This is a genomic window from Moorena sp. SIOASIH (assembly GCF_010671925.1).
In the GTDB taxonomy this organism is placed as follows: domain Bacteria; phylum Cyanobacteriota; class Cyanobacteriia; order Cyanobacteriales; family Coleofasciculaceae; genus Moorena.
Genome location: NZ_JAAHIH010000006.1, coordinates 586,886 through 610,855, shown reverse-complemented (window position 1 = coordinate 610,855; position 23,970 = coordinate 586,886). Strand labels below are relative to the sequence as shown.

Here is a 23,970-nt window from a genome sequence, read left to right as displayed (position 1 = left end):
GGATGAAAACAGAACTACAGATACCGAGCGACCTGAAGTTTTTGAGCATTGTCGAAAACTGGTTTATGGGGATTTTGCAGGTTGAACTCGGAAATCGTGTTGATTGGCCTAGTCTATCCAATCGTTTGCGATTGGTGTTAGTGGAAGCTTACTCTAACGTAGTTCGTCATGCTCATCGCGATCAACCGAATTTACCGATCTTGATTCGCCTAGAACTCAAAGAACGGGATATTGCTCTAGAGATTTGGGACTATGGTCAAGGATTTGACCCATCCTCTTATGAAGCACCGAATCCAGGTGATTTACAGGAAAACGGCTATGGCTGGCTAATTATCCATCGACTAATGGATCGGGTGGAGTATCGCTTACAGGTCAATGGCCGGAATTGCCTGGAGTTGCAAGTCAGCTTAGCCAAGTAGCCTATAAAAAAGTTTTGTCGCTAAAGTTTTGTCCCTAAATTCAATTTTTAATTAACTTACATTTCTGATTTAATTAACCCCATTAGTTTGCGCTTTCGGCCATGAATAGTTATTAATTTATTACGAGAATCTGAGCATTCTTGTTCTCTATCCGAGGCCAGATAAGCATCACGGGCTTTTTTCAGCCATTCTACTGCTTCATAATAGTATTTTGCTTTCCCTGCATCCATAATTGACTCGGCGTAAGCATTCAGCTCTCAGCTCTCAGCTCTCAGCTCTCAGCTCTCAGCTTTGAGCTTTGAGATTTTAAATAAAACAAGTAAGCATTCGTTTAATCTTTGTTAAGTCAGCTGAATGCTGACGGCTGAATGCTGACGGCTGAATGCTTACTTTTTATCTAACAGCGATGCCAGGATGGAAGCACAATAGAAGTAAATGCCTCTTTTGACTAGATCAAATCAGTAGATAAAAAACTAGCGATCGCTAGTTTTACAGTTTATAGCCCTATCCCTTGAAAAACTGATTCTGACAAGTTTCCATCTGGGAATGACTGACGACTGAAAACAATAGCTTTTCGGACTTACCCTTTTTTAATCTACTAAATAATTTTGAGTATATAGTATCAGGATAAGCACAGGAAAAATCACGCCATCATGTAAAGAAATATTTTAATCAACCCCTGACCGGGCGATAAGCGCCCCGTCAGCAGGTAGGATGCTGATAATATAGGTTTTTCCAAGGGATTTACATTTGTTTAACTTTACGTGAGCCAAGCTGTTAAAAGGTTTATAATAGATCTATTCATGGTTATTTTTTTTGCCTGTATGAAGATATGGCGATTTATGTAAACCAACAAGAAGCTGAACAACGATTCTCTGAATTATTCAGTCAGGTACTTAAAGGAGAAGAAATTATCATTTCAGCACAGGGGCAGGAAATGGCAAGGATTATTCCCTCAATAAAACCACCAAAACCAAGAGTTCCAGGCATCGACAAAGGGCGTTTGGTTGTTCCCGATGATTTTGATGATCCTCTCCCTGAAGAGATTTTAGAATCTTTTTACGGTCAAGGATAACCGATCACATGCAAGCTCTACTTGATACAAATGCCTTTTTGTGGTGGGCTGCCGACGATCCCCGACTTTCTGCTACGGCTCGTGAGACTATTCAAGACCCTGACAATAAAATATTCTTCTCAGATTTTTAACCAACTACATAACGGGTAAATTGGCGTTTAAAAGCGGAATGAAAACCCAGAACGATATCTTCCACTAACCTCTCAGCAACCGAGTCTTCAGTACCGTTATATTGAATCCAGATTTTGCCATCAATAATATCAAAGTGCATCACAGGATCAAATACCCGCTTATCTCCTTGCCAACCCACATAAGCCAATTGATAATGGTCGTGTTCGCTATCAAATATTAGCTCAGCTTTCACCGTATCCGTATCAGTAGTGGTTGCTATTTGGGAGTGTTCATTTAAAATATGCTTGACAAATTGCCGATATTGCTCTAGTTTATCCGTTGCTTAATTTCCTCCAATTTCGGATCGTAAATCATCAATTTCACTTGGTAACGTCTAAGAGCACGTTAGATGAAAGAAAACTGAAAAAAATCTTGATAAGTTTCAAAAGGAATAGCTAAGTAAACAATGCGGTCGGGTTCAAGTTCTTTAAGTGCCTGACAATATTTAAGATATTGCCCTAACGCCGTATGAAATGTGCTGATATCTGAGTCACCAATAAAGCTTTTAATTTCTACAGCAATTTTTTCTGAATCTCGTTCGGCTGCGATGGCACTTTCTGCTGCCAGATCAATTTGTAATTTGACTACTTCGCCAATACGAATCGTGAGAGGATCGTGAGTGATCTTACATCCGTCTTTTATCAAAGCATTTTTAACCTGTTGATGGAAAACTTCTTTAGCCATTTTGGATAATAAAGTGCTAGGCAACAGCAAATTCTGTATCTTTCCTGCGTTCAGGTGACATAAAACCCAAAACAATTTGCTCTTTTGGGACACCAGCTTCAACAAATTCGCGAGCAACTCCAACTTCAGTTCCATCTCGTTGAACCCAGATTTTACCGTCAATAATATCAACATGAATCAAACAACCATGCTGATATCGTTTTTGATCACGCCCTAAAATCATCAGCAGGTAGCGATCCGATTCAGGATCAAAGACTGTCTCAAACTTAATATCTCCATGCTTATAGGGCACTTTTGTATGATCAGTTAGAATATCTCGAATCAGTTTGCGGTAATGATCTAATCTATCCATCGGATAATAACCTCCTGCTCAGGGTCAAAGACAATAAAAGGGACTTTGTAATCACTGAGAATGATTTCTCCAAGGGGTTGTGTGAAGAAATCTTCGTATACTTCTTCATGGAGTGCTAGATAAAGCCTCCGTTTCGGTTCTAAGCGTTTGATCACAGACAGATAAATAAAATATTGACCCAGGGATTTTTGGGCATCGGCAATTGAGGACGGACCACCAAAAGTCTTAATCTCAACGGCAATCTGCTGCTCACCTTTGACCGCTAGGAGCAGTTTTTCTGCTGCTCGATCGACATACATATCTTGCCTACCCCAACGCAGGCGAAGGGGGTCATCAGTAATCAACCACCCGTCTTTTTCAAGGGCACGGCGAACACCATTATGGTAGCGATCGCGGTTAGGCTCTTTTGGACATTAGAACTTAGATTAACTCAATTATACAGGTGATGTGGCGGCGCTTATTGGGAAGAGGGAAAGGAACACAGGCCGCATCTGACAAACTATTAGGATAGTGCGATGTACTTTACGGTAAATCTTGATGAGTGAGATTTACATGATCCTGTGTTGGGTTTAACTATCGTTTCACCCAAACTACAACTTTAATGGTATAATAATACTACTTCTAAATCGGTTCCTTTATTGTTGGTATAAAGCCTTAACTTTAACTGATAATAAACTATGTATGAACAAGATTTTAACCGTTGGCGAGAAATCATCATTGAACAAATAAAAGCCAAAAATTTATCGGCAATTGATTGGGATAATTTGCTGCTTGAGTTAGAGGAGATGGGAAAGGCTGAAAAGCGAGCATTCATTAGCAATTTAACCATCTTGATTGCCCATTTACTCAAAATAATGGTTCAAACTGACGCTCCTGATTCTATGAAAGGAAGTTGGTATAGTTCAGTCACAGAACATCGGTTTCGTATCCAAAAAGATTTACAAGAAAGTCCTTCATTTAAACGTTATTTAGAAGAAGCGATCGCTAAAGCTTATCAAGATGGTCGAAGGTTAGCTATAAAAGAAGGTAAAAAAGCCAGCTTTGGCATTCGTAAGCCGAACCCTGAAGACTATCCCAATCAATGTCCTTTTACAATTGAACAGCTATTAGATGAAGACTTTTATGGAGATTAATTTAAAATGCGATCGCTTAATTCATTGTTATACTAACGCCACTCAATCCATTAACTAATCTCTTAACATGAGAGAAATAACAAGAAGTATACATAATCGTGGGTTACCAACCCTAACCCACCCGACGCATTCTACAAATTTAACAATTTAGAGACAGAGGACACACAATAAAATTTTATTAATTTAAGTTTTCTCCAAAGTCTAAGAAGCCAATCAGTCAATAGTTTTTCCCCTGGGTCTTGGGTGACTACCAGTTGCACAACTGTCGAGATAGCCCAATCCCAATTCCGAAGCTATTGCCCATGGCTTTCAACTCGGACGGTGTATAAAATCGGCCAAAGTCTCTTGAACTCCAATCTCATCAATCACAACCGCAATGGTAACAGTACAATGCAATACTACCTTGGGTAGGTTTCCATCTTTTCCGCTTATAGCTTGCCTAAATTCCCCAAACCCTTGTAATTTACTTGGACGTAAACAAATGAGTCTCAGGGGCATTTTTTCTTCCACCAACTTATCGGCCAAGAAGTGTTTAGGAATCGTTCGATAACGCAGCAACACCTTCATGACTTCCCCTAAAAGTTGGTGTTCCGTCCGGATATCATCATCTCTTTGAGGCCAAGCTGTAATCAGGTAGGAGCAATCTACCCTCGGCGGGGTGCGTTTTGTGACCACTTTCCCATTACTCTGGTGCTCCAATAGCCAGTCACTGCTGCCAAACTCCAGATTCTCCTGCACGTCATAAAGAAAGAAATTAATCGCTGGTTTTTTTTTGATTGCGCCTTGATAGGGTCTATCAAAACTGATAAAGACCTCCGTATCAAGGGATGGAACACCAGGAGGCAGTTCTGCCTTCAGGAACAATTCTAAGGTTTTGTCTAGAACATCAAGCATTCTATTTGAGTGTTCAACTAGTAAGAAACGACAGCCAATGATCCCGAAATCAAGAGAGTTCTAGCCTAAGTTGGGGAATAGGCAAGCTAGCAATAGGCAATAGGGGTTATTAGGCAATAGGCTTGAGGCAAATGGAACTCCCATTGACACCCAAGGGCATTATAAACTATAATAGTGTCTTTTGGGCTATAGTCCAATAATACCGATAGCCGATCAATCCATGGATCTTAGTCTATTGTTAAAGCAAAGGCAGGGCAAGGTTGATGGCAAAAAAACTCCCAAAGTTGACAAAACTTCTTCAAGTCGTACACAGACCGTAATGATGATACTACCTATCACAGTAATATGATACTAATATGTTGCTATAACGATTCAAAATCCTAGAGAATAACTTCCAATTATAACACATTGTAGCAATACCCCCCACTAATCCTATAGCAACCAGGAGATGAGCCATGTACCGCCAGCAAGTCGCCAAAAAAACTTTTGCGACTCATAAGTCCAAGCCAATCAGTAAAGACATCACCCCCAAACCGAGTTATGGTTCCTTATCTTCAGTGGTGCAAAGAGCGCAACAAGACCCAAAATTGGTGAGTGAGGATGAGTGGCAGCTGTTAGACAGTGCGATCGGAACACGGGCAACCCGGGACTTAGCAGGGAAGCAAACCCCATGGGAGCCGCAATTTAAGGGAATTTCCGCCCAGTTTTGGGGTGATTCAAGACAGCAGGTAGCACCAATACAGGCTAAGGGAAAAGAAGATGTTAGAGCGTCTCAGGTGCAGCCAGACAATCAAACTGGATTACCAGATAAACTAAAAGCTGGAATTGAAAACCTTTCGGGTATGGCGATAGATGATGTAAGAGTTCATTACAACTCCCCTAAACCAGCCCAGTTGCAGGCACTGGCATACACCCAAGGAACGAATATCCATGTCGCTCCAGGGCAAGAAAGGTATTTGCCCCACGAGGCGTGGCATGTGGTGCAGCAAAAGGAAGGGCGAGTAAAACCTAGGACGCAGCTCAAAGGAGTGAGTATCAATGCTGATCCGATGTTGGAACGAGAGGCTGATATTATGGGTGCTCAGGCACTCAATTTCTCTGTGAGCACTGAGACACCCCTGGAAACCCCTGTTTCCTCAGTGAATCAGCCAATTCAGCTAATTTCGAACGAGCAGACAGCGATGGAGGCATGGGCTCGTGAGAATCTCCCACACATAAAGCCCATAGACGAGATGGACGACTTCAGAAGTGTGAGCAATGTGGCAAATCAGCTCGTCGATGCTGTTAATACCATAAAGGATAAAAGTTTATCCAAAACAGCTGCCCATACCATAACTATGTTCCAGTATATGTATGAGAATGCAGCATCAATAGGTCAGCGCATCGGTAATGATTTCACTACCCTTACGGATGCAGCAGAGCGCAACAATTATCTAATAGGGCTTGCTTCTGTTCTTAATAGTGAAGACAAAATCAATCGTGGTCTATGGATTGGTAGTGATGATAGAGAGATGATAGCTGTTGATGTACTTAAGCCAGTCACTTATTTCCAGAAAGGCAGAAATGACTTGATCACCAAAGCCCAAGAGACTCTTGATGCTGGTAGGACACTCGAAGCTCTACTGGAGGATCACTCATATAATATGGATGCAAAGTCCTATGGCAGGCGTGTGGAGGCTCTGGAAGAAATTGACGTCAACGAATTAAAATTAACTGTTGAAGAAGTTAATCTGCCTCAGGTAGGTCAAGTTTATCCACATGATCAGCCCGGTTATGTATACTATGACGATGGCTATAATGCAGTACAATCACAAGATTTAGTCCAAAATCAGGAGTATGTACTTTATATCCATAACACTAAGGTATTTACTGTTAATGTTGAAACCAATACAGGGGCTGGTGTAAAGTTTTCTAGCGTAGAGCAGTGATCCTCGTGACATACTCCTACACTTCCCTTAGGGTAAGTGTAGGCTTTTCAGCGACTCCCGGTATCCCGTCGGACATTAACTGAGCTTTATTAACGAGACGGGATGCCCCACCGCCCCGGAACAATACACAAATGCAAGTTCAACCTATGTACTGTTGGAATTTTACCCACCCACAGATAGTTCAACGAAAGAACAGTTAATGGATGGGACTCCTTATTCCAAGTTGTCTAGGTTCAGCTTACGTGTAACCACCATTTTAGACTTTGTTACCTTTGTTGATTTCATCTTTTTGGTGCGAAGTTCCGCAACTGCGTTGCACACACTGGCGATTCATCCCACGCCTCGCCTACGGGATAGGACGTGGGGCTTCTCGCCGAACTAGCTAAAATGAAAATGCTGTGACATGGACAAAACTGAGCGTTACCCTTTAACGGAGCGCGAACCTTTTTCTGAGTCCTTACTGTGGAGGTGGCAGTCCCAATACTTTGCAAAGCGTAGTATTGATGCATGGCGGCAGAGGGAGGTTCCCTATTACGTTACCAGCAACCCAACTATCTCCAACAGCTACGCTCGGGTAGTTTGGGCTTTTTGGCAAGAAAGACAGCAATACCGAGGGGAGGCAACAACGTCACAACTTACGATCTGCGAACTAGGTGCAGGTAGTGGAACATTCGCATTTCACTTCATTCGTCGGTTAATTCATTTGTGCGAGGACTCAGGTGTGCCACCAATCTCTGTCTTTCGTTATGTTCTCAGTGATGTGGTTGCAGAAAACCTGAACTGGTGGCGCAAGCATCCCCGCTTTTCAAGTTGGTTTGAGGCTGGACTGCTTGACATTGCTCACTTTGATGTGACCAAAGACGACGAAATCACCCTCCAGGTCAGTGAGCAATTATTAGGGATAGGTGCCCTCCACGAGCCACTAGTCGTAATTGCCAACTACTTATTCGACAGTATTCCTCAAGACCTTTATCGCTTGTCGAAAGGAAGATTGGAGCGATGTCTGCTATCCCTCTCCGTCTATGCCCCAACTTGCCTTGATGAGGCTCAGTGTTTCGTAAATGCCGATTACAGTTATGATTACGAGCCCGTCATTGATACACAGCTCTACACGGACTCCGATCTTGCCGCACTAGTAGCACTATATAAAGAATCCCTAACCGAAACCAATGTTCTGGTTCCTGCTGTTGGCTGGCGTTGTCTGAAGCGCCTAAGTAAGCTGTCAACTGCAGGGATGATGATGCTTGCCGCAGATAAAGGCACAACCACTTTAGCAAGTCTAGAGCAGCAACCCCTACCAGAAATCCAGTATCATGGAAGCATCTCCTTGCCAGTAAACATCCATGCCCTTCGCTGGCTAGCTGAGAAAAATGGTGGAATATGTTTCGTGCCTGAGGACACATACATGGACTTGGTTGTGTTCGTCTTATTGCAGACACCACAGCCAATGGATTACATAGAAACGAGGATGGCATACAAGTACCATCTTCAAGAGTCACGCCCAGACGACTTCTATCACGTATCAAAGTCTCTGCGGCAAACCATCGATCAGATGTCTGTGCGTGATATATTAGCATACCTACGTTTGAGCCACTACGATAGCCAGCAATTGGTATTCTACTTGCCTCGCCTTACAGCCAGCGCACCATCATTGACACCGTCCGAGCGGATAGCACTGTGTGAGGCAATCGATCGTGTTTGGGACTCATATTTCCCCATGGGTGAAGACATAGATCTTGCTTACCATCTAGGTTGTCTATTATACGAGATGGATGCCTACAACCAGGCACTGCAATACTTCAAGCGCTCGGTCGAACACTATGCATGGACAACGGGAACAGCCTATAACATGGCATTATGTCATCTGTTCCTTGGCCACAACAAAATTGCCAAGTCATTACTCCTAACAACCCTAAAATACGATCCGGCTAACAGCCAAGCTCGTGAGCTTTTGGCAAAGATATCTCCGTGATCCTTACAGGAATCTAACGATCTACCATTGCATCTATCCCTGTTGCTGTATAAGATCGGCTATTATGGTTCGGCGATCGACTTTCTCGACTACTCCGTCCTGTTATACGGCGAAGGTACTTATGTATTTTATCATCAAGCGATGTGTTACCTTCAGTTGGCAGAACAAGAGAAAGCTCAAGCAGCCCTAGATCGAGCCAAAGAAACTGATCCTCAGTATGAACGTGATCTTGTAGAAATGGTAAGTGCAACCGCCGCAGCCGAAACACAGATATTGATCAACTCCACTTCCCCAGACCTAGAAATTAGCCCTGACTTAAATGGGTTGCAACCTCTCCTCCAGCGATTAGATTGGCTAATCCAACAAGCCATCTCTGTGCTCGAAAAGGACGAAAAAGCAGAAGGAGAAATGGGACTGTCATGGTGGCAAAAAACTGGGGTATCATCAGAACAAACATCAATTCAAATTCGGGCAGATTCCCTCCTAGCCTGGTTGCAAAAGACTTTTAGTTTATCCGCCTTTGACTTAGATATACTAGCGATCGCTTTAGCACCAGAACTCGATCGTCAGTATGAAAGGATTTATGTCTATCTCCAAGATGATATGAGCAGCAAAAAGCCAACAGTGGATTTGGTCTTAAACTTGCTCACCTCTAAAATTCCCGAAAAATTATCACGACGCCAACACTTTACGACCTTAGCCCCCCTAATTCACCACCACTTGATTTATCTCTCTTCAGAATCAACACAACTTGCTCAGTATCTCACACTTGACACCCAAGTCATTAGATTACTCTTGCAGCCCCAACCGGGCTTAGATTCCCGACTCACGACCTGTTGTCAACTGTTAGAAATAACCCAATTTCCTGATACTTTATATCTCCAAGCCGATCTCCAAAAACAACTACAAGCCTTAGTAATAGAAGACTGGCAAAAACAACAACCCCTACTGCTTTATTTTCAAGGAACTGATAGCACCGGTAAACGTCGCACTGCCCAAACCCTTGCCAAAACTCTGGAAGTTCCCTTATTAGTTGCTGATTTAGCCAAGCTGGTAGACGATAAAACAAACTTTGAATATAATCTCAAACTGTTGTGGCGAGAAGCCTGGTTTTTTAGGCGTTTGCTGTATCTGGAAAACTTTGATATTCTCTACCTCCAGGAACATCAAATCCTCTATCAATGTTTCCTCAGAGAACTCGAAAAAAATCGGGTTGTAACCATCCTCGCTGGGGTACAAAATTGGATACCCACAACAACAGGAGCAAAAGGGTTAATCACAGTTCCCTTTACAATTCCTGAGTCTAGCCAACGCCGAGAATGTTGGCAAACTCACCTACAAGCAGCAGAAATAAGCATTGAGGATAAAGAGTTAGATCTATTGAGTGCTCGCTTTCATCTTACCCCTGACCAAATTGCCGATGCTGTGGCTACTGCCTATAATACGGCCCGTTGGCAATCAAGCCCAACTAACTCTTCTCTCAATTCTTCTACTCAACAGCCAGAAAAACCACAACCATCATTTGTCAACTTATGTAGTGCAGCCCGCGCTCAATCCGGTCACGATTTAGCAACCCTTGCCCGGAAAATTGAGCCCAAATATACTTGGGATGATATTGTACTTCAGCCAAATCAATTCACACAACTACAACAGATTTGTAAAGAAGCCGAATATCAAGATTTAGTGCATACAAAATGGGGCTTTGCGGATAAATTATCCTTAGTCAAAGGTCTAACTGTTCTGTTTTCTGGTTCTCCCGGTACAGGAAAAACGATGGCGGCAGAAGTAATTGCCCATCATCTGCAACTAGACCTATATAAAATTGATTTATCTCAAATTGTTAGTAAATACATCGGTGAGACGGAGAAAAACCTCAACCGAATTTTTACCGCAGCAACCAATTCTAATGTTATCCTTTTGTTTGATGAAGCCGATGCCTTATTTGGTAAACGTTCTGAAGTCCAAGATGCACGGGATCGCTATGCCAATATCGAAGTGGGTTATCTGCTACAAAAAATGGAAGAGTATGAGGGCATAGCAATTCTAACCACAAATTTCCGGAGTAATATGGACGAAGCCTTTGAGCGGCGACTGCGATTTATTATTGAGTTTCCCTTTCCGGATGCCAAGAATCGTCACCTCATTTGGCAGAGAATTTTTCCAAAAACTGCGCCATGTAGCCCCGATCTGGATTTAGAGTTTCTCGCCCAAAATTTAGAGATTACAGGGGCTAATATTCGTAACATAGCCCTGACAGCAGCTTTTTTAGCAGCAGATGATGGGGGAGTGATTGAGATGGTGCATTTAATCCAAGCAATGCGTCGGGAGTATCAGAAAATGGGACAGATTCTTAGGGATAACGATTTAGGTCAATATGTGGATTTGCGCTGAAGAGGTGACAAGAAAGCCAGAAGGTAGATGGGTTGATAATTAGAGGAATCTGTGGTGGAAAAAACGGCGTTGCTTAATAATGAAATGATTTTAAGAATTTTGTAGAATGGGCATCTTTTAAGTGCCCTTGACCCATTAATAATTAAATTCGCCACGTGTCGTACCTGTGGAACGGGCCTCTTGCTGTGGAATGGGCCTCTTGCCGTGGAATGGGCCTCTTGCCGTGGAATGGGCCTCTTGCTGTGGAATGGGCATCTTGCTGTGGAATGGGCCTCTTGCTGTGGAATGGGCCTCTTGCTGTGGAATGGGCATCTTGCTGTGGAATGGGCATCTTGCCGTGGAATGGGCATCTTGCCGTGGAATGGGCATCTTGCTGTGGAATGGGCCTCTTGCCGTGGAATGGGCCTCTTGCCCGTTACAATAGATTCCCAGGGGGGCAGGATACCCACCCCACTCATATTCATCCGAAGATTCAGCAATGCCAAAAATCGGTCTAACTGTCTCACCCTATTTCTAAAATGAATCGGAGCGGCGGGATTTGAACCCACGACCCCCACTACCCCAAAGTGGTGCGCTACCAAGCTGCGCTACGCCCCGGAAAACCTTATTTACTATACCACACTATTCGAGATTTGAACAACTACACTAAAATACTTTCAGAGACTTAGCTGCTGCTAGCAACCCTGGAACCGCTGTTGCCACCCAGCTCCCCTCACAACAACGTCCATGATTCAAAATCAACCGTAGGGTATAAGCAGAAGGATAGCCCTCTACCTCCATCCACAGCCAATCACTTTCTGCTTCACAAGTTATTTTCTCTTCGTCCATCAACTCACTTGCCATCTCACTCATAGTCTGAGCTAATTGCACCAACAACCGACAAAAGTCGTTCAACTCCGACTCCGTTAGCTCAATTGCCCAGTCTTCGCCACCGACTAAACCTTTATAGCTAGGAGCCTCCGGATCCCAACCAATACGCCAACCTTCTCCATGTTTAACAACACGTTCCATAAACCTGGTTCTGACCAATTCACCAACAAGTCAATTAGGTTTGAGTAACTGAGCATCTCCTGGTTGAGGTAAAGATACTCCTCTTCTAGGATTGGAGGTTGTGGCAGGTGATGTAGGGTTGGAGGTTGTGGCAGGTGATGGTGTGGCAGGTGATGGTTGTGTGCTCGACTCTGGTGCAACAGTTTCGGTGCCATTGGGATTGAATATGCTGACCAAAACGCTTACTAGTGCATCCCGTTCGGCACGAGTTAATTGTTCTATCGCTGCAATATCCCCTTTCATCGGATTTTCGGTTAAGGTATTCCCACTGGGATACTGGGATGCGACTAGGTAATCGTACGCACCTAGATAGTCAGCCATGGTCAATTTCCAATCAAAACGGTAATTGGGCAACCGTTTTTTACCATAGACGTGATACCGAATTAAGCGGTTAACCAGGGTATTATTGGCAGCTACTTCACCGCTTTCTTTACTAATGTATTGGTTCTCTTGTGGTAAATCCGGTAAACGCTGATATACTACCTTGCTAATCTCTGGGGGAATAAAAAACTGGGCTACAGCAGGCTGTGAGCCTAGGAGCTGGAAAATACCGGGCCCTTGGTCGTGGGATTCCCAGAGTATTAGCAAACCACTGGTCAAAGTGGTAAGAGCTAAACCTAGCGCTAGTCTATTTCCGTTAGTCTTGTACATTGCTTCGATACGGCTATGGAACATTCCGACACAACCTTAAGATAAAACTAGGTGAAAGAACTATTCTTGCCCCTGACGCCCTTACCCCCTGACTCACTCAGCACTATAGCTTAGTCCGCAATAATCTCTGGCTGGGTCAGTTCATCAGACATCTCAACAATTGCTCGCAGCACTGGCTTCATGGATGGCTCATCTAGACTTTCAAAATCTTCGAAGCGACGGCGCTTGGCACGGCTGGCCACTTGTACAGTTATCCGATAACGATTAGAAGCTGCACTTACTAGCTGCTCCGTCCGTTGCAGAATGTCCATTGAATCAAAGTTATAGCTTTTGTGCAGCATAAGGTATATGATGTGTTGCTATTTCTGGTTACAATCAGTATCGCCCCCTCTACCTTAGCATACTTCACTCCTAAACTAGGGGTTACCCTTGATACAAGCCATAAAACTTTTCTTGAGGTTAATAATATACCACCAAAAAGAGAAAGAATTTGTGAAGTTGGGGGATTTCTACTTACATTCCTTGATATGTATGACAATAATAAGAAAGAACAGTCAATTTGTACTATCTATACCTAATCTACTAACTATACCGAAACTATATATCTAACCAAGGCTGGGAAGTTCTACCAAACTATCCCAGCCTACTTATGTGTAAATGGGATTATGTGTAAATGGGATCTGTAATAGGACTTAGGAAGTTTAGTTGGTTTTTCCCCCCTAACCTCCCTTGGTGTGGGGGTTACTACTGACGGAAGTCCCCCAAGGTAAGGGAGATTTAGGGGGCAATGCGTAATTCCTGTGTCAATAGTTTGTGTCAATGGTTTGTGTCAATGGTTTGTGTCAATGGGTTCTGTCAATGGGTTCTGTCAATGGGTTCTGTCAATGAGTTCTGTCAATGCGATCGCATCGATGGGCTACCTTAGGGGTCAGAGTACTTGGATTGACTCCTGTGGTACATGTACCTTTTACATATACAAAAAATCATACCATTGCTAAGCTATCAAGAGTGTGTCGAGTTGTTAACAATTATCTGACCAAATAAATCTTGTCTATGCAAACACTTGCCGCTCCTAGCTTTGAGTCATTCCATCAGCGCCAAAGAACTCCCCTGAAGTTGGTTGTCCTCGGAGATAGTCTGATCTATGGATTTGGAGACCCAGAAGGTGGCGGCTGGGTAGAGCGACTGCGACGTCAGTGGATGTTACCCGATAGTCCTGGTCATGTACTCTACAATTTAGGAGTTCGGGGTGATGGGGTTACCCAAGTCCACAAGCGACTAGAGCATGAATTTCGCAGTCGTGGTGAACTCAGAAACCGTGTACCAGATGCCATTATTTTATCGGTGGGCGTTAACGATTCAGCCCGTTTAGGACGTCCCGATGGCAAGAATTTTACTAATTTTGATAGTTTCCAGGAAGAACTAGCCAATCTGCTTGAGCTAGCCCAGCAACTCTGTCCAGTGCTATTTGTGGGGATGGTACCAGTGGATGAAAGTAAAATGCCCTTTCTCGATTGTTTTTACTACAATCATGCTGACCAGTACTACTACAAAGAAGCAACTCGCCTTGCTTGTCTGAGGCGTCAAATTCCCTATCTCGACATTTTTGATTTATGGAGCTCCCGTGGTTATGATTGGTGCTCTCAACACCTATCTCCAGATGGTCTCCATCCCAATGTGGCTGGTTATCAGGAATTATTACAAGACATCCTGCTCTGGAACCCCTTAGCCCAGCTCAACTCCTTAAGCCTAGCGACAGCCTAAACTATCCCGTGTGGAGATACCAGTTACAGGATTTACCCCCGTAGCACGCTCACACATCAGTTTAGCCTGATAGCGGTCAATCAAGGCATCAGTAAAATCAGCACCAGTTATCTCGGCATCGTAAAACCTGGTGCTATTCATAATTGCCTTGGTCAAAATAGCATTGGTCAAAATAGCTTGGTCTAAAAATACCCGATCTGCCAAAGAATTGGTCAGATTTGCACCTTCGAGATTCGCTTTCAATAAATTGGCCTTGGTGAAGATAGATCCACTCAGGTCAGCACCTTGGAAGTTTATGCCTCGCATTTCAGCGCCTGCAAATACCCCACCAACTAAATTCTGATTGGAATAGTCATGATAACTCAAATCCGTAAGGGCATGATTTACTGTATTCTCCTGAGCATAGGCAGGAGTAGCCGATAAAAGCACCCATAGCCAAGCCATAACCAGAACTAAAATTAGTCCCAATAAGCGTCGCCAAACAATTTTAATCACTCGTCAACCTGACTCCTTCAAGCTTAAACCCTAAAACTCCCTCTCTAACCAATCTTCACCGACTCGAATCGTCAGCTCAGATTTGATATGACCAGTAGAGGATGCTTCTACTCTACCTAGTCCCAGGACTTTTTTGACAATATCTGCTGTTTTTATGTCCCCTTGCTGAACAATAATCTCAGTCTGGGACAAGCGGTCAGGCCAATCTGAGACATAATAGACATTGTAGAAGTCATTTCTGGCTAAATACCGGGCAACACGGCGACCAAGTTCTGGGTCATCGGTAGCATTTTGAATTGCAATTCTGACCCGATGGGGTGAACGGCGGCGCTTTAATGAACTCTTGTATTTCGGCTCTTGCTCGAAATACTCACTCATCACTCGGTCTCGCCCTCGTGAATTCATCAGCCAGTAACTGGCAATGTATTCATCAGCCTTGCTGAATCGACCGGGCAAGAGCACCATTCTGATATTATCTTTGCCAACGTCTAGACCAAAACCGACCAGTGCCAAGATTTCCTCTAAGCTGAGATTGGTATCAATATACTGCTGCATCACTCGCAGGATTTTTGGTAAACGAGGCACCACACTGGGAGTAACTAAACGCTGGCGCAGTGCCTTGAGTAAGATCTGCTGCCGCTGTATCCGAGCAATATCACCATTGTCTTTTCGGTATCGAGCAAATTGTTCGGCTTGGTCTCCATTCAAGGTTTGCCACCCTGGTTCTAAATCAATTTCCAGTTTCTGAGTGACATCTACATATTCCATCTTCTCAGGCACAAAGACTTCCAGGCCACCGACCAAGTCCACAAGTTCCCGAAATGCATCAGTGGTAATGCGCACATACCTATCAATTGGCACATCATTTAAGGTACGGCTAACCACTTCTGCGGTTAAGGTAGATCCACCTTTGACATTGGCATCGTTAATTTTAACTATCCCAACACCGGGAATTTCTATTCTCGTATCCCGTGGAATTGAAAGCATATTCACGGAGTGGTCCTTGGGGTCTAAGCGCAACAGCAATAGGGTATCACTGCGACCACCAAAAACCTCTGGGGAACCTGGCAACGCATCTGGGACTCGGTCTATACCCATCACCAGGATATTCACCGGTCGTGACAGGTTATAGGGAAAGCTCTTACGCCAAGATTTGTGGTCAGAAGCAGCTGGTTGATTCTGGGGGATTTCGGAGTTTTGGGGTTGAGAATGGGATTTAATCAGGGGCGACAATGGGGTAACTAGGGCTAAGGTGGCTCCCAAAGCCGCAGAAATAACTGCTGTCAGGACAAAAGCGCTACTCCAGAATACCCACCGCAAATAGGGGGCAAAGGTTAATCTTAATCCAGACACAGAAGCGTCTAGGTCTGTAGTCAGGTCAAGCTGAGAGTAGGAAACTCCTGTATCACCCTCTTGGGGTGATGGTTGGGGTGTTGAAGCTGAGGCATTATTAATCACACCTGTATCCAAATCTACCTATGAATTGTGATGACTGTTAAAGGATTCAAGTTCCAAGCCTATAGTTGGCTATCCAATTAAACTGTAGCCTGTGGGTACAGTTTAAGATATTCTTCTTTGCTAAGCATTCAGCTATCAGCTCTCAGCTATCAGCTCTCAGCTATCAGCTTTGAGCTTTTAAATAAAACAAGTAAGCATTCGTTTAATCTTTGTTAGGTCAGCTGAATGCTGACGGCTGACGGCTGACGGCTGACGGTTGACGGCTGAATGCTTACGTTCTTTGCCTATTAGTCTATAAGTCTATAAGTCAAAGCCAATAAACCATTGTGCCTACCTTCAAAGTGGCTTAATTGAAAAAAGCGCTTTGGCTACCCACGGCTAAAGCTCCTGGTGAAAGCGCTTTTAGGAACATCAATGAGTGATTAGTCCTTTGTGATCAATGCACAACAGCAATCCCTGAACAGGGAAGAAGGAATTGGTGGACAAATGACTAATTTAAGGACTAATGTAATGACTAATGTAATGGCTAAACAAGTACTTTAACTATTTTTCATAATCTACAGCCTATACCAGCTGAATCAGGGAAAGTGAGGTTAGTATGTAGCAGAAAACTACAGTTAAGGCTACATCATGGATAACTCTCTCATCCCTGTGATTCTTGCTGGTGGCAAAGGTGAACGGTTTTGGCCGTTGAGCCGTAAGCACCGACCCAAGCAGTTTTTATGTTTGGATGGTAGTGGCAAGAGTCTTTTGCAGGCAACGGCTGACCGATTGAGTAAGCTGACGGTCGGGCCAGAACACTTGTGGGTGATTACTTCTGCTATGTTAGCTGAGGGAGTGACTCAACAACTACCATCATTACCCCAGAAGCATCTATTAGCGGAACCAGAAGGACGGGATACAGCACCAGCGGTGGCTTGGGCAACTCTAGAGATTGCTAAGGCTTACGGAGAAGATGCGGTAGTGGGCTTTTTCCCTGCTGACCACTGGATTGAAGATGAGCAAGGGTTTCAGCAAACTATCAAGGCGGCTGCTCAATTGGCTGCCGCTGAGTCATCGATTGTGACCTTAGGCATCACCCCCCAATACCCTTCCACAGGCTACGGTTACATTGAGCAAGGTGAGAAGACTGGCACGTTTGAGGGATTGCCAGTGTATCAGGTCAGTCGGTTCACTGAAAAGCCTAACCAGGAGACAGCTGAGGAATTTTTGTCTACTGGTCGATTCAGCTGGAACAGTGGGATGTTCATTTTCCGGGCTGGGGTAGTTTTAGATGAATTGCGCACCCATGCACCAGAAATTATTGCCCCTTTAGAAGAAAAAGGTGTGGCGGCTTATGCTGAGCTAGAGAAGAAAAGTATTGACTATGCTTTGATGGAAAAAACAAAGCTAGCTTATGTTTTACCAGCTTCCTTTGGTTGGGATGATTTGGGAGATTGGAATGCCTTAGAACGCTTGCATAATGGCGATGCTAAAAATGTGGCAATGGCTAATCATGTAGAACTGGATACTCAAGGAGCAATTGTCTACTCCAGTAGTGACGATGAGGTGATTGTTACTATTGGTTTAGACGATGTGGTAGTGGTACGCGATCGCAATGCTACGTTAATTGCCAAAAAAGACCGTACCCAGGACATCAAAAAAGCTATCAAAGTTCTCCAAAATAAAAAACTTCAAGAGTTTTTGTAATTAATGGCTTCTCACCCTTTCTAGGTTAACCACATTATAATTACGCTTAATTTCAGAGTGCTGCATAATATATAGTTCAGGGTTTTATCATTATTAATTAGTCAGTGGTGCTCTTAATTTTCTGACTAAATTATCTAATCTGAACTATAAAAAACTATATAAAAAAAATAGAGAAAGTGAGGGTAACGATGAAGTGTATAAACAGGGAACAGGGAACAGGCAACAGGGAACAGGTAACAGGCAACAGGTAACAGGGAACAGGGAACAGGGAACAGGCAACAGGCAACAGGGAGCAGGGAACAGGTAACAGGGAACAGGTAACAGGGAACAGGGAACAGGCAACAGGGAGCAGGCAACAGGTAACAGGGAACAGGGAACAGGGAACAGGCAACAGGGAGCAGGCAACAGGCAACAGGGAGCAGGGAACAGGTAACAGGGAACAGTAAAAGTATAGCTTTTTAGCCAGGGCTATTTCATTCTAAATAGGTCTTTGAGTGTGTTAAGGCATTAACCAGCCCGACGCTGGGCTTGAGCCATATTTTGAAAACCATTGTCCCGATCTAAATTCAGAGGCAAAGTTGCGTGCCAGTGCCCAAAGAAGTACGCTGGGAGCATGTCACTTATGCAGAATATTTGTACATTAGACCTCTTGCAAAAGTATTTTTTTGATACTGTTTTCGTCAATTATTGTTACTGTTTTCTGTCTCCTGTCTCCTATCTCCTGACAACTGCCGCGAAGTCTATTATCTATAGCCCCCTCATGGGTAAAAGCCAAGCTCATATGGTACATAGTTCATCTGTTCTGCAACTTTGACCGGCTAATTAACAGGATTTTTGTTGTTTTGTCAAGTAGTTCATTTGTTCTGCAAATTTGACCTGCTCCCAGTACGCCTAGGTGGGGTACGAATCCGTGAAGCATCTTCCCCTTGAGTCACCGATACGGACATAATGCACTTTGTTCTCCACTCCCCAATAGCCTCGAATCCGTTTGGCAAAAGCGTCAGCCGTATCGATAAATGAGGCAACATAGTAGCGAGTTTCTTGGGAAACTTCAATCACATTTGCCCGATTTGACGTTCTGACTCCACTCGAATCAGGGTGCTCAGTCCGGGAAAATCAGGCATACCATCAAGTTGATCAGTGATGCTGACGGTGGGTTTTTCAATCCGACCATGCCCCAAATTGATCGGCAAAACGGTCTGTTGGGCTTGAAAGGAACCCTTTGACCGCACTCAGTCACCTGGATTGGTTGCCTTTGAGTGCTCCGTTGGTAATCGTTCCCGCGCTTCGTGGATGACCATGACCATTTTTTTGGGTGCTGATGGCATCAAAGGCGAACACCACACCCAAAACAGCCATCTGTGGGATAAATGCCGGTAAGGCGGTAATTTCATTCGTCAAAGAATCCACCTGATCGGGACACAGAATCAGTCGAAGTTCCACAATAATGGCTAAGGGATCATGATGGCGGGATCAGAATCCACCTGTGGGTGATCCCTGATGGCTTCAATTGACCCCCGTAGCGCTTTGCCCATCGGTGGCAATGGTTAATCCTGGCAGGGTCAGAAGTTACCGCAAGAATAAGGCAGCCTTAATCATGGAGGCGCCCTTGACCCGTAATTAAATTACGGGTCAAGGGCGCCTCAAAGTTTTAACCATTTCAGCCAAGCCTCCCAACCATAAAGGCTGCCTTATTCTAAGGTTTCGTCTCCGGGTTGAACCCCATTTAACCGAGATCAACAGGGGGAATACATCGGATATTCCACCCATAGCAACGTCCGTCGAATCGTGCTGTAGGAAGGGTTTGCGTCCAATAGGGAGGCGAAAATAAAGCAACCAATTGATCGTGATCGGCTTTCAACCAATCCCCAATGGCAAGAAACCCTCGATTGCCCGCCGCCACCGCCAGGGTGAATAATGGGGTGGGCTTGGCTATGGCGCTGCCTATGGGGTGCGCCGACTATCTGGTAGGTCAGCTTTGGCTGGGACAATGGCAGGTTGAGACATCTGAAGTACCCTATCACAGATGACTTCAAGATCAGATCAGTTCCTCAATTAGAATGAAATAGCCCTGGCCTGGATATGGCCATGCAAAGAAAAAAGACACTAGCGAAGAGTTGCTGGCGGCTTTGAGTGCTTTCTAGTAGTTTTTCGATGTCAGGTCTACTCGTCCAAAACCTTTACGAGTCTTTCCTTTGTGTCCGGGCTGTCCTCCAGGTTTTCTTTTGGCTGAAGTGTTGGATTCTGAGGGGAGTGAAGGTTTCTTTTCGGACTTTTTGAGCAAGTCACTTGATGGCGGTTTGGATGAAGTCTGACTATCGAGGTCTCGGCTGATCACGAGTCGTTCTATGTCGAGGGTGAGCTTCTTGACGCTTAGCCTGCTGTTGCTGATGCTGCTTCCTTTGCTCCCATATAATCAAAACCAGTTCTTATTATGATAACTGGTCGTATTGAGCCATTTTAGGCGAAAGTCCGACGCTACACATTCTTTTAGAAATTTTGCGACCCCACCCCAAGCTTTGTCAATCCCCTACCTGAATCCTTACATTACGACTAATTCCTTCCAGTTTTTCTCTCTGGTCTGAAGTTAGAAAAACCATTACCCGACGATCTCTTCCCATATTATCCAGTTTGTTTTCTGTCTATTACACTATTTTAAGCTTGACGCGCCAGTAAGACAGATGCAACGGCAAAAATTAAATATACTGCATATCCCCCTTTTTGTCAAGTACAATTTATCCCAAACAAAATGCGACTACCCTGCCACGCTTAGAGCTGATTAGTAAAGAAAATATAAAGAGAGAAAAAGTTAAGCTCAGTAGATGTTAACCTACTTGAGGTTGAATGAATTTCGCTCAATGATACGTCTGCATCAAATTGCCACACCGACGAGAAAGCCCTATCCAAGTGATTTAAGTGATACAGAATCGGAGGTTCGGAGGTGTTGAAACTATTACTACCTCAACCGAAAGACTTTGGGCATCCTAGACATCCTAGAACAGTTGATTTAAGAGAAATCCTCAATGGTATTTTTGATCTTCATTGGACAGGTTGTCAGTGGGAAATGTTACCTGATGAATTGCCTCCCTATACCACTGTATATGGTGATTTCCCGAAGTGGCAGCGACGAAGAACATGGCAGCTTCTTCATGACCAGTTACGATCACAAATCAGACTTGCTCAAGGGGTGAGAATTACAATCCACTGTTGGGATAACGGACTCTCAATCCATCAAGATGACGAAAAAAAAGGGGCAGTCTGCGGCCCATGATGGTGGGAAAAAAGTTAAAGGGCGTAAACGTCACATAGTATTCGATTATCTTCGATTACTTATTGGGGTATTAGTAAGGTCAGCCAATGGTTCAGCAAAGGCTCTCAGCAGTAGTCGTTTGGTCTGAAGCACGCTTATAAACTGAAGTTATTAGAAGTGGTCTGGGTGGATCAATGGTTATTCAGGAAAGAATTTTGCTCAAGCCGTCAAACAGGTATGTGTTGATTCTGTTCGAGTCGAAGTGATAGAAAGGAAATCAACAGAGTTTAAAATTTTTTTTACCGAAACGATGGATTGTAGAAAGAACATTTGGCTGGTTAAATCGATTTAGACGCGCTTAGTAAAGACTATGAGCTATATATACAGATGAGTACAGGGATGATATATGGTTCACTAATTCGTTTGATGACAAGAAGATTAGCGTCTTAATTTTTTGTTTACAAATCAGCTCTTAACGCTCTATCCCTTATCCAGAGTGCTTTGTAAGCTTGTTGTCACCCCTTGAGCTTAAAAACATACCCTTGAAAGGAGGATGCGGTGGGTATTTCACTGCTTTCAGTCGATTTATTTAGTTATCCTAGGCGGAGTCGAGCAAATTGTCAACTTAACTCACGAGCATCACAGGATTCTTCAGTTTCTTGGTGCTCCCTGCCAAAAATTATATACTGGTGTGACCAACCTACGGAATGTGGGTTAAAGTAATATTTGGTCGTAAATTGCTCAGACAACTTTTTGACAAATCTAGCAGTGCAATTGTTCAGCACAATCTGCTATTCTCAATCGGTAGAAGTTACTTTCTTTTGAAGTTACGCTAGCTATACGAAGTAAAGAATAAAATAAATCATGAAGCCAGTTAATTCTTACAATGAATGGGATCTACTAGAGGAGGTTATTGTTGGTCGCCTTGATGGAGCCATGATACCCACATGGCAAACAATTGCACGAGCAACAGTTCCTCCGGATTCAGAATATCTCAAGAAGCGAATTGAAGAACGCGATAGAGGCGCATCTCCTTATTCGGAAGAATTGATTGCAGCAGGTCAAAAAGATTTAGCAGAGTTCATTCATATTTTAGAGGCAGAAGGGGTCAAGATTCGACAACCGGATTTATATCCCTTATCTCAATCCTACAGCACTCCCTATTGGTCCGTAGAAAGCAGTTTTTGCAGCGCGAATCCCCGGGATGTCCTTCTGGTGATTGGTGATGAACTGATTGAAGCCCCCATGGCCCATCGCGATCGCCATTATGAGATACACCCTTATCGCACTATTCTGAAGGAATACTTCTCACAAGGTGCTCGCTGGACTTCTGCTCCCAGACCGGAACTTTTAGATGACCTATACGATGCAAATTATCAACTCCCCGGTGAGGGAGAAGAAATGCGATATGTCACCACAGAGTTTGAACCCACATTTGATGCGGCGGATTTTGTTCGTTGCGGTCGGGATATATTTGTGCAAAGAAGTCACGTCACTAATCAGTCCGGGATTGAATGGCTGCGCCGTCACTTAGGAGATAAGTATCGCATTCACGAAGTTAAAACAAAGTGCCGTCAAGCCTGTCATATCGATACAACTTTTATGCCAATGGCTCCCGGGAAACTGCTCTACAATCCCAAGTTTATGGATTATGAGGGTATTCCTGAATTCGTCAGAAAACAATGGGATATTTTTGAATGCCCGACTCCCGTCATACTAGACTGGCAAAAAAAGGTTCCCATCAGTCAGTGGATAAATATGAATTTTCTCATGCTTGATGAAGAACGGATTATGGTAGAAAAATCCCAAGTCCATACTATTCAAGCCTTTAAAGACTGGGGATTTAAACCCATTCCCTGCCCTTTCTTTAACTATTACATTTTTGGGGGATCTTTTCATTGTGCAACTCTTGATGTGCGTCGTCGGGGAGAACTAAAATCCTATTTCGATCTTTCTTAGTGCAATACTCCGGATCGCTTTGGGTTTACGTAGCTGTAAGCCTTGCAGCGTAAGCCTTTGCTGGATAGATAGATTTTTTGCAAGTTAGCCCTGGGGCTGACGAAAGAAAAAATGGATGCCAGCAGGCAGCAACCCTTGCTAAGTGGTGGTTCTGGGGTATAAAAGCTATCCCGAGTATTGTTAGGGACTAGCAATTTAATAATGTACCAATAATTTCACTACCATGAAAGAGAAATCGATGGTATAGCTGGTACTTTATTTTTGGGCAAGTCCCTTAGAGCCAGGGCTATTTCATTCTAATTGAGGAACTGATCTGATCTTGAAGTCGTCTGTGATAGCGTACTTCAGATGTCTAAACCTGCCATTGTCCCAGCCAAAGCTGACCTACCAGATAGTCGGCGCACCCCATAGGCAGCGCCATAGCTAAGCCCACCCCATTATTCACCCTGGCGGTGGCGGCGGGCAATCGAGGGTTTCTTGCCATTGGGGATTGGTTGAAAGCCGATCACGATCAATTGGTTGCTTTATTTTCGCCTCCCTATTGGACGCAAACCAGTCCTACAGCACGATTCGACGGTTAGAAGTTACCGTAAGATCACCTCGCCTGATTACAACAGACCGTTACCTTTTACCCA

General features: G+C 43.9%; 29 protein-coding genes, 1 tRNA gene and 3 pseudogenes. 15 read left to right on the top strand and 18 right to left on the bottom strand.

Features of this window, described 5'->3' with window-relative positions:
- Nucleotides 1-2 precede the first annotated feature (2 nt).
- A complete protein-coding gene (locus tag F6J90_RS34725) occupies nucleotides 3-419 on the top strand; it encodes an anti-sigma regulatory factor (protein ID WP_293104549.1) in 417 nt (138 codons plus the stop codon).
- Between the two features lie 56 nt (nucleotides 420-475).
- On the opposite strand, the gene F6J90_RS34720 is transcribed toward F6J90_RS34725, so the two are convergent.
- Nucleotides 476-649, bottom strand: coding sequence for a hypothetical protein (locus tag F6J90_RS34720; protein ID WP_293104546.1), 174 nt, complete (start codon nucleotides 647-649; stop codon nucleotides 476-478).
- Nucleotides 650-1,251: 602 nt separating this feature from the next.
- Between F6J90_RS34720 and F6J90_RS34715 the strand changes: the two genes are divergently transcribed.
- Nucleotides 1,252-1,494 carry a type II toxin-antitoxin system Phd/YefM family antitoxin gene (locus F6J90_RS34715; protein WP_071102785.1) on the top strand — a complete coding sequence of 81 codons (243 nt, stop codon included), beginning with the start codon at nucleotides 1,252-1,254 and terminating at the stop codon, nucleotides 1,492-1,494.
- An 8-nt stretch (nucleotides 1,495-1,502) separates the two neighbouring features.
- Entirely contained in the window at nucleotides 1,503-1,625 is a 123-nt protein-coding gene (locus tag F6J90_RS34710) for a hypothetical protein (protein ID WP_293104543.1), read from the top strand.
- Here F6J90_RS34710 and F6J90_RS34705 read toward each other — a convergent pair.
- The 4 genes and pseudogenes from F6J90_RS34705 to F6J90_RS34690 form a co-directional block, all read right to left on the bottom strand.
- Nucleotides 1,622-1,885, bottom strand: a complete 264-nt coding sequence (locus tag F6J90_RS34705; RefSeq protein WP_293105293.1) for a XisI protein — start codon at nucleotides 1,883-1,885, stop codon at nucleotides 1,622-1,624. The genes F6J90_RS34710 and F6J90_RS34705 overlap by 4 nt on opposite strands.
- Before the next feature lie 125 nt (nucleotides 1,886-2,010).
- On the bottom strand, nucleotides 2,011-2,349 hold the full coding sequence (locus tag F6J90_RS34700; protein WP_366513962.1) for a XisH family protein: 339 nt from the start codon (nucleotides 2,347-2,349) through the stop codon (nucleotides 2,011-2,013).
- A 16-nt stretch (nucleotides 2,350-2,365) separates the two neighbouring features.
- A complete protein-coding gene (locus F6J90_RS34695; protein WP_293104540.1) occupies nucleotides 2,366-2,701 on the bottom strand; it encodes a XisI protein in 336 nt (111 codons plus the stop codon).
- Nucleotides 2,689-3,090 (bottom strand): annotated as a pseudogene (locus F6J90_RS34690) (element excision factor XisH family protein); the annotation flags it as partial. The gene F6J90_RS34695 and the pseudogene F6J90_RS34690, both read right to left, overlap by 13 nt.
- A 288-nt stretch (nucleotides 3,091-3,378) precedes the next feature.
- On the opposite strand from F6J90_RS34690, the gene F6J90_RS34685 reads away from it, so the two are divergent.
- Entirely contained in the window at nucleotides 3,379-3,834 is a 456-nt protein-coding gene (locus F6J90_RS34685) for a DUF29 domain-containing protein (RefSeq protein ID WP_293104538.1), read from the top strand.
- A gap of 309 nt (nucleotides 3,835-4,143) precedes the next feature.
- Here F6J90_RS34685 and F6J90_RS34680 read toward each other — a convergent pair whose 3' ends face one another.
- Nucleotides 4,144-4,728 carry a DUF4255 domain-containing protein gene (locus F6J90_RS34680; protein WP_293104536.1) on the bottom strand — a complete coding sequence of 195 codons (585 nt, stop codon included), beginning with the start codon at nucleotides 4,726-4,728 and terminating at the stop codon, nucleotides 4,144-4,146.
- 455 nt (nucleotides 4,729-5,183) lie between these two features.
- Between F6J90_RS34680 and F6J90_RS34675 the strand changes: the two genes are divergently transcribed.
- The 4 genes from F6J90_RS34675 (at nucleotide 5,184) to F6J90_RS34660 (ending at nucleotide 11,443) form a co-directional block, all read left to right on the top strand.
- Nucleotides 5,184-6,656, top strand: a complete 1,473-nt coding sequence (locus F6J90_RS34675; protein ID WP_293104534.1) for a DUF4157 domain-containing protein — start codon at nucleotides 5,184-5,186, stop codon at nucleotides 6,654-6,656.
- A gap of 403 nt (nucleotides 6,657-7,059) precedes the next feature.
- Complete coding sequence (locus F6J90_RS34670; protein WP_293104531.1) at nucleotides 7,060-8,628, top strand: tetratricopeptide repeat protein; 1,569 nt, start codon at nucleotides 7,060-7,062, stop codon at nucleotides 8,626-8,628.
- A gap of 42 nt (nucleotides 8,629-8,670) precedes the next feature.
- Nucleotides 8,671-11,019, top strand: a complete 2,349-nt coding sequence (locus F6J90_RS34665) for an ATP-binding protein (protein WP_293104528.1) — start codon at nucleotides 8,671-8,673, stop codon at nucleotides 11,017-11,019.
- Between the two features lie 166 nt (nucleotides 11,020-11,185).
- Nucleotides 11,186-11,443 carry a hypothetical protein gene (locus F6J90_RS34660; RefSeq protein ID WP_293104525.1) on the top strand — a complete coding sequence of 86 codons (258 nt, stop codon included), beginning with the start codon at nucleotides 11,186-11,188 and terminating at the stop codon, nucleotides 11,441-11,443.
- A gap of 99 nt (nucleotides 11,444-11,542) precedes the next feature.
- On the opposite strand, the gene F6J90_RS34655 is transcribed toward F6J90_RS34660, so the two are convergent.
- The 4 genes from F6J90_RS34655 to F6J90_RS34640 form a co-directional block, all read right to left on the bottom strand.
- Nucleotides 11,543-11,616: transfer RNA gene (locus F6J90_RS34655), tRNA-Pro, on the bottom strand.
- 48 nt (nucleotides 11,617-11,664) lie between these two features.
- Entirely contained in the window at nucleotides 11,665-12,030 is a 366-nt protein-coding gene (locus tag F6J90_RS34650; RefSeq protein WP_293104522.1) for a DUF1818 family protein, read from the bottom strand.
- A gap of 30 nt (nucleotides 12,031-12,060) precedes the next feature.
- Nucleotides 12,061-12,744, bottom strand: a complete 684-nt coding sequence (locus F6J90_RS34645) for a hypothetical protein (protein WP_293104519.1) — start codon at nucleotides 12,742-12,744, stop codon at nucleotides 12,061-12,063.
- An 86-nt stretch (nucleotides 12,745-12,830) separates the two neighbouring features.
- Complete coding sequence (locus F6J90_RS34640; RefSeq protein ID WP_334220033.1) at nucleotides 12,831-13,058, bottom strand: DNA-directed RNA polymerase subunit omega; 228 nt, start codon at nucleotides 13,056-13,058, stop codon at nucleotides 12,831-12,833.
- Nucleotides 13,059-13,773: 715 nt separating this feature from the next.
- Between F6J90_RS34640 and F6J90_RS34635 the strand changes: the two genes are divergently transcribed.
- Nucleotides 13,774-14,484, top strand: coding sequence for a GDSL-type esterase/lipase family protein (locus tag F6J90_RS34635; protein WP_293104516.1), 711 nt, complete (start codon nucleotides 13,774-13,776; stop codon nucleotides 14,482-14,484).
- Here F6J90_RS34635 and F6J90_RS34630 read toward each other — a convergent pair.
- Both F6J90_RS34630 and F6J90_RS34625 read right to left on the bottom strand, forming a co-directional pair.
- A complete protein-coding gene (locus F6J90_RS34630) occupies nucleotides 14,470-14,979 on the bottom strand; it encodes a pentapeptide repeat-containing protein (protein WP_293104513.1) in 510 nt (169 codons plus the stop codon). The genes F6J90_RS34635 and F6J90_RS34630 overlap by 15 nt on opposite strands.
- A 30-nt stretch (nucleotides 14,980-15,009) precedes the next feature.
- Nucleotides 15,010-16,449, bottom strand: a complete 1,440-nt coding sequence (locus tag F6J90_RS34625) for an LCP family protein (RefSeq protein WP_293104510.1) — start codon at nucleotides 16,447-16,449, stop codon at nucleotides 15,010-15,012.
- 618 nt (nucleotides 16,450-17,067) lie between these two features.
- On the opposite strand from F6J90_RS34625, the gene F6J90_RS34620 reads away from it, so the two are divergent.
- Nucleotides 17,068-18,126 carry a mannose-1-phosphate guanylyltransferase gene (locus F6J90_RS34620; protein WP_293104507.1) on the top strand — a complete coding sequence of 353 codons (1,059 nt, stop codon included), beginning with the start codon at nucleotides 17,068-17,070 and terminating at the stop codon, nucleotides 18,124-18,126.
- Nucleotides 18,127-18,280: 154 nt separating this feature from the next.
- On the opposite strand, the gene F6J90_RS34615 is transcribed toward F6J90_RS34620, so the two are convergent.
- The 4 genes from F6J90_RS34615 to F6J90_RS34600 all read right to left on the bottom strand — a co-directional run bounded on the left by F6J90_RS34615 (nucleotide 18,281) and on the right by F6J90_RS34600 (nucleotide 19,569).
- Nucleotides 18,281-18,538 (bottom strand): hypothetical protein, encoded by a 258-nt coding sequence (locus tag F6J90_RS34615; RefSeq protein ID WP_293104504.1) that lies wholly within the window; start codon nucleotides 18,536-18,538, stop codon nucleotides 18,281-18,283.
- Nucleotides 18,539-19,017: 479 nt separating this feature from the next.
- Entirely contained in the window at nucleotides 19,018-19,185 is a 168-nt protein-coding gene (locus F6J90_RS34610) for a hypothetical protein (RefSeq protein WP_293104502.1), read from the bottom strand.
- Nucleotides 19,182-19,358 (bottom strand): hypothetical protein, encoded by a 177-nt coding sequence (locus F6J90_RS34605; RefSeq protein WP_293104499.1) that lies wholly within the window; start codon nucleotides 19,356-19,358, stop codon nucleotides 19,182-19,184. The genes F6J90_RS34610 and F6J90_RS34605 overlap by 4 nt, the downstream gene beginning before the upstream one ends.
- 4 nt (nucleotides 19,359-19,362) lie before the next feature.
- The gene (locus F6J90_RS34600) at nucleotides 19,363-19,569 is read right to left on the bottom strand and encodes a hypothetical protein (protein ID WP_293104496.1); all 207 of its coding nucleotides are present in this window, start codon (nucleotides 19,567-19,569) and stop codon (nucleotides 19,363-19,365) included.
- Between the two features lie 428 nt (nucleotides 19,570-19,997).
- On the opposite strand from F6J90_RS34600, the gene F6J90_RS34595 reads away from it, so the two are divergent.
- Nucleotides 19,998-20,156 carry a hypothetical protein gene (locus tag F6J90_RS34595; RefSeq protein ID WP_293104493.1) on the top strand — a complete coding sequence of 53 codons (159 nt, stop codon included), beginning with the start codon at nucleotides 19,998-20,000 and terminating at the stop codon, nucleotides 20,154-20,156.
- 131 nt (nucleotides 20,157-20,287) lie between these two features.
- Here the strand turns inward: F6J90_RS34595 and F6J90_RS34590 are convergent.
- Nucleotides 20,288-20,612: pseudogene (locus F6J90_RS34590) on the bottom strand (DUF6444 domain-containing protein); the annotation flags it as partial.
- A gap of 455 nt (nucleotides 20,613-21,067) precedes the next feature.
- Here F6J90_RS34590 and F6J90_RS34585 point away from each other — a divergent pair.
- The 4 genes and pseudogenes from F6J90_RS34585 to F6J90_RS34575 all read left to right on the top strand — a co-directional run bounded on the left by F6J90_RS34585 (nucleotide 21,068) and on the right by F6J90_RS34575 (nucleotide 23,335).
- Nucleotides 21,068-21,397, top strand: coding sequence for a transposase (locus tag F6J90_RS34585; RefSeq protein ID WP_293104490.1), 330 nt, complete (start codon nucleotides 21,068-21,070; stop codon nucleotides 21,395-21,397).
- Nucleotides 21,363-21,524 carry a transposase gene (locus tag F6J90_RS43890; RefSeq protein ID WP_366513961.1) on the top strand — a complete coding sequence of 54 codons (162 nt, stop codon included), beginning with the start codon at nucleotides 21,363-21,365 and terminating at the stop codon, nucleotides 21,522-21,524. Before F6J90_RS34585 ends, F6J90_RS43890 begins: the two co-directional genes overlap by 35 nt.
- A 139-nt stretch (nucleotides 21,525-21,663) precedes the next feature.
- A pseudogene (locus F6J90_RS34580) lies at nucleotides 21,664-21,826 on the top strand (transposase); the annotation flags it as partial.
- A 414-nt stretch (nucleotides 21,827-22,240) separates the two neighbouring features.
- Nucleotides 22,241-23,335, top strand: a complete 1,095-nt coding sequence (locus F6J90_RS34575; protein ID WP_293104487.1) for an amidinotransferase — start codon at nucleotides 22,241-22,243, stop codon at nucleotides 23,333-23,335.
- A gap of 352 nt (nucleotides 23,336-23,687) precedes the next feature.
- Here the strand turns inward: F6J90_RS34575 and F6J90_RS34570 are convergent, their stop codons facing one another.
- Nucleotides 23,688-23,819 (bottom strand): hypothetical protein, encoded by a 132-nt coding sequence (locus tag F6J90_RS34570; protein WP_293104484.1) that lies wholly within the window; start codon nucleotides 23,817-23,819, stop codon nucleotides 23,688-23,690.
- Between the last annotated feature and the right edge of the window lie 151 nt (nucleotides 23,820-23,970).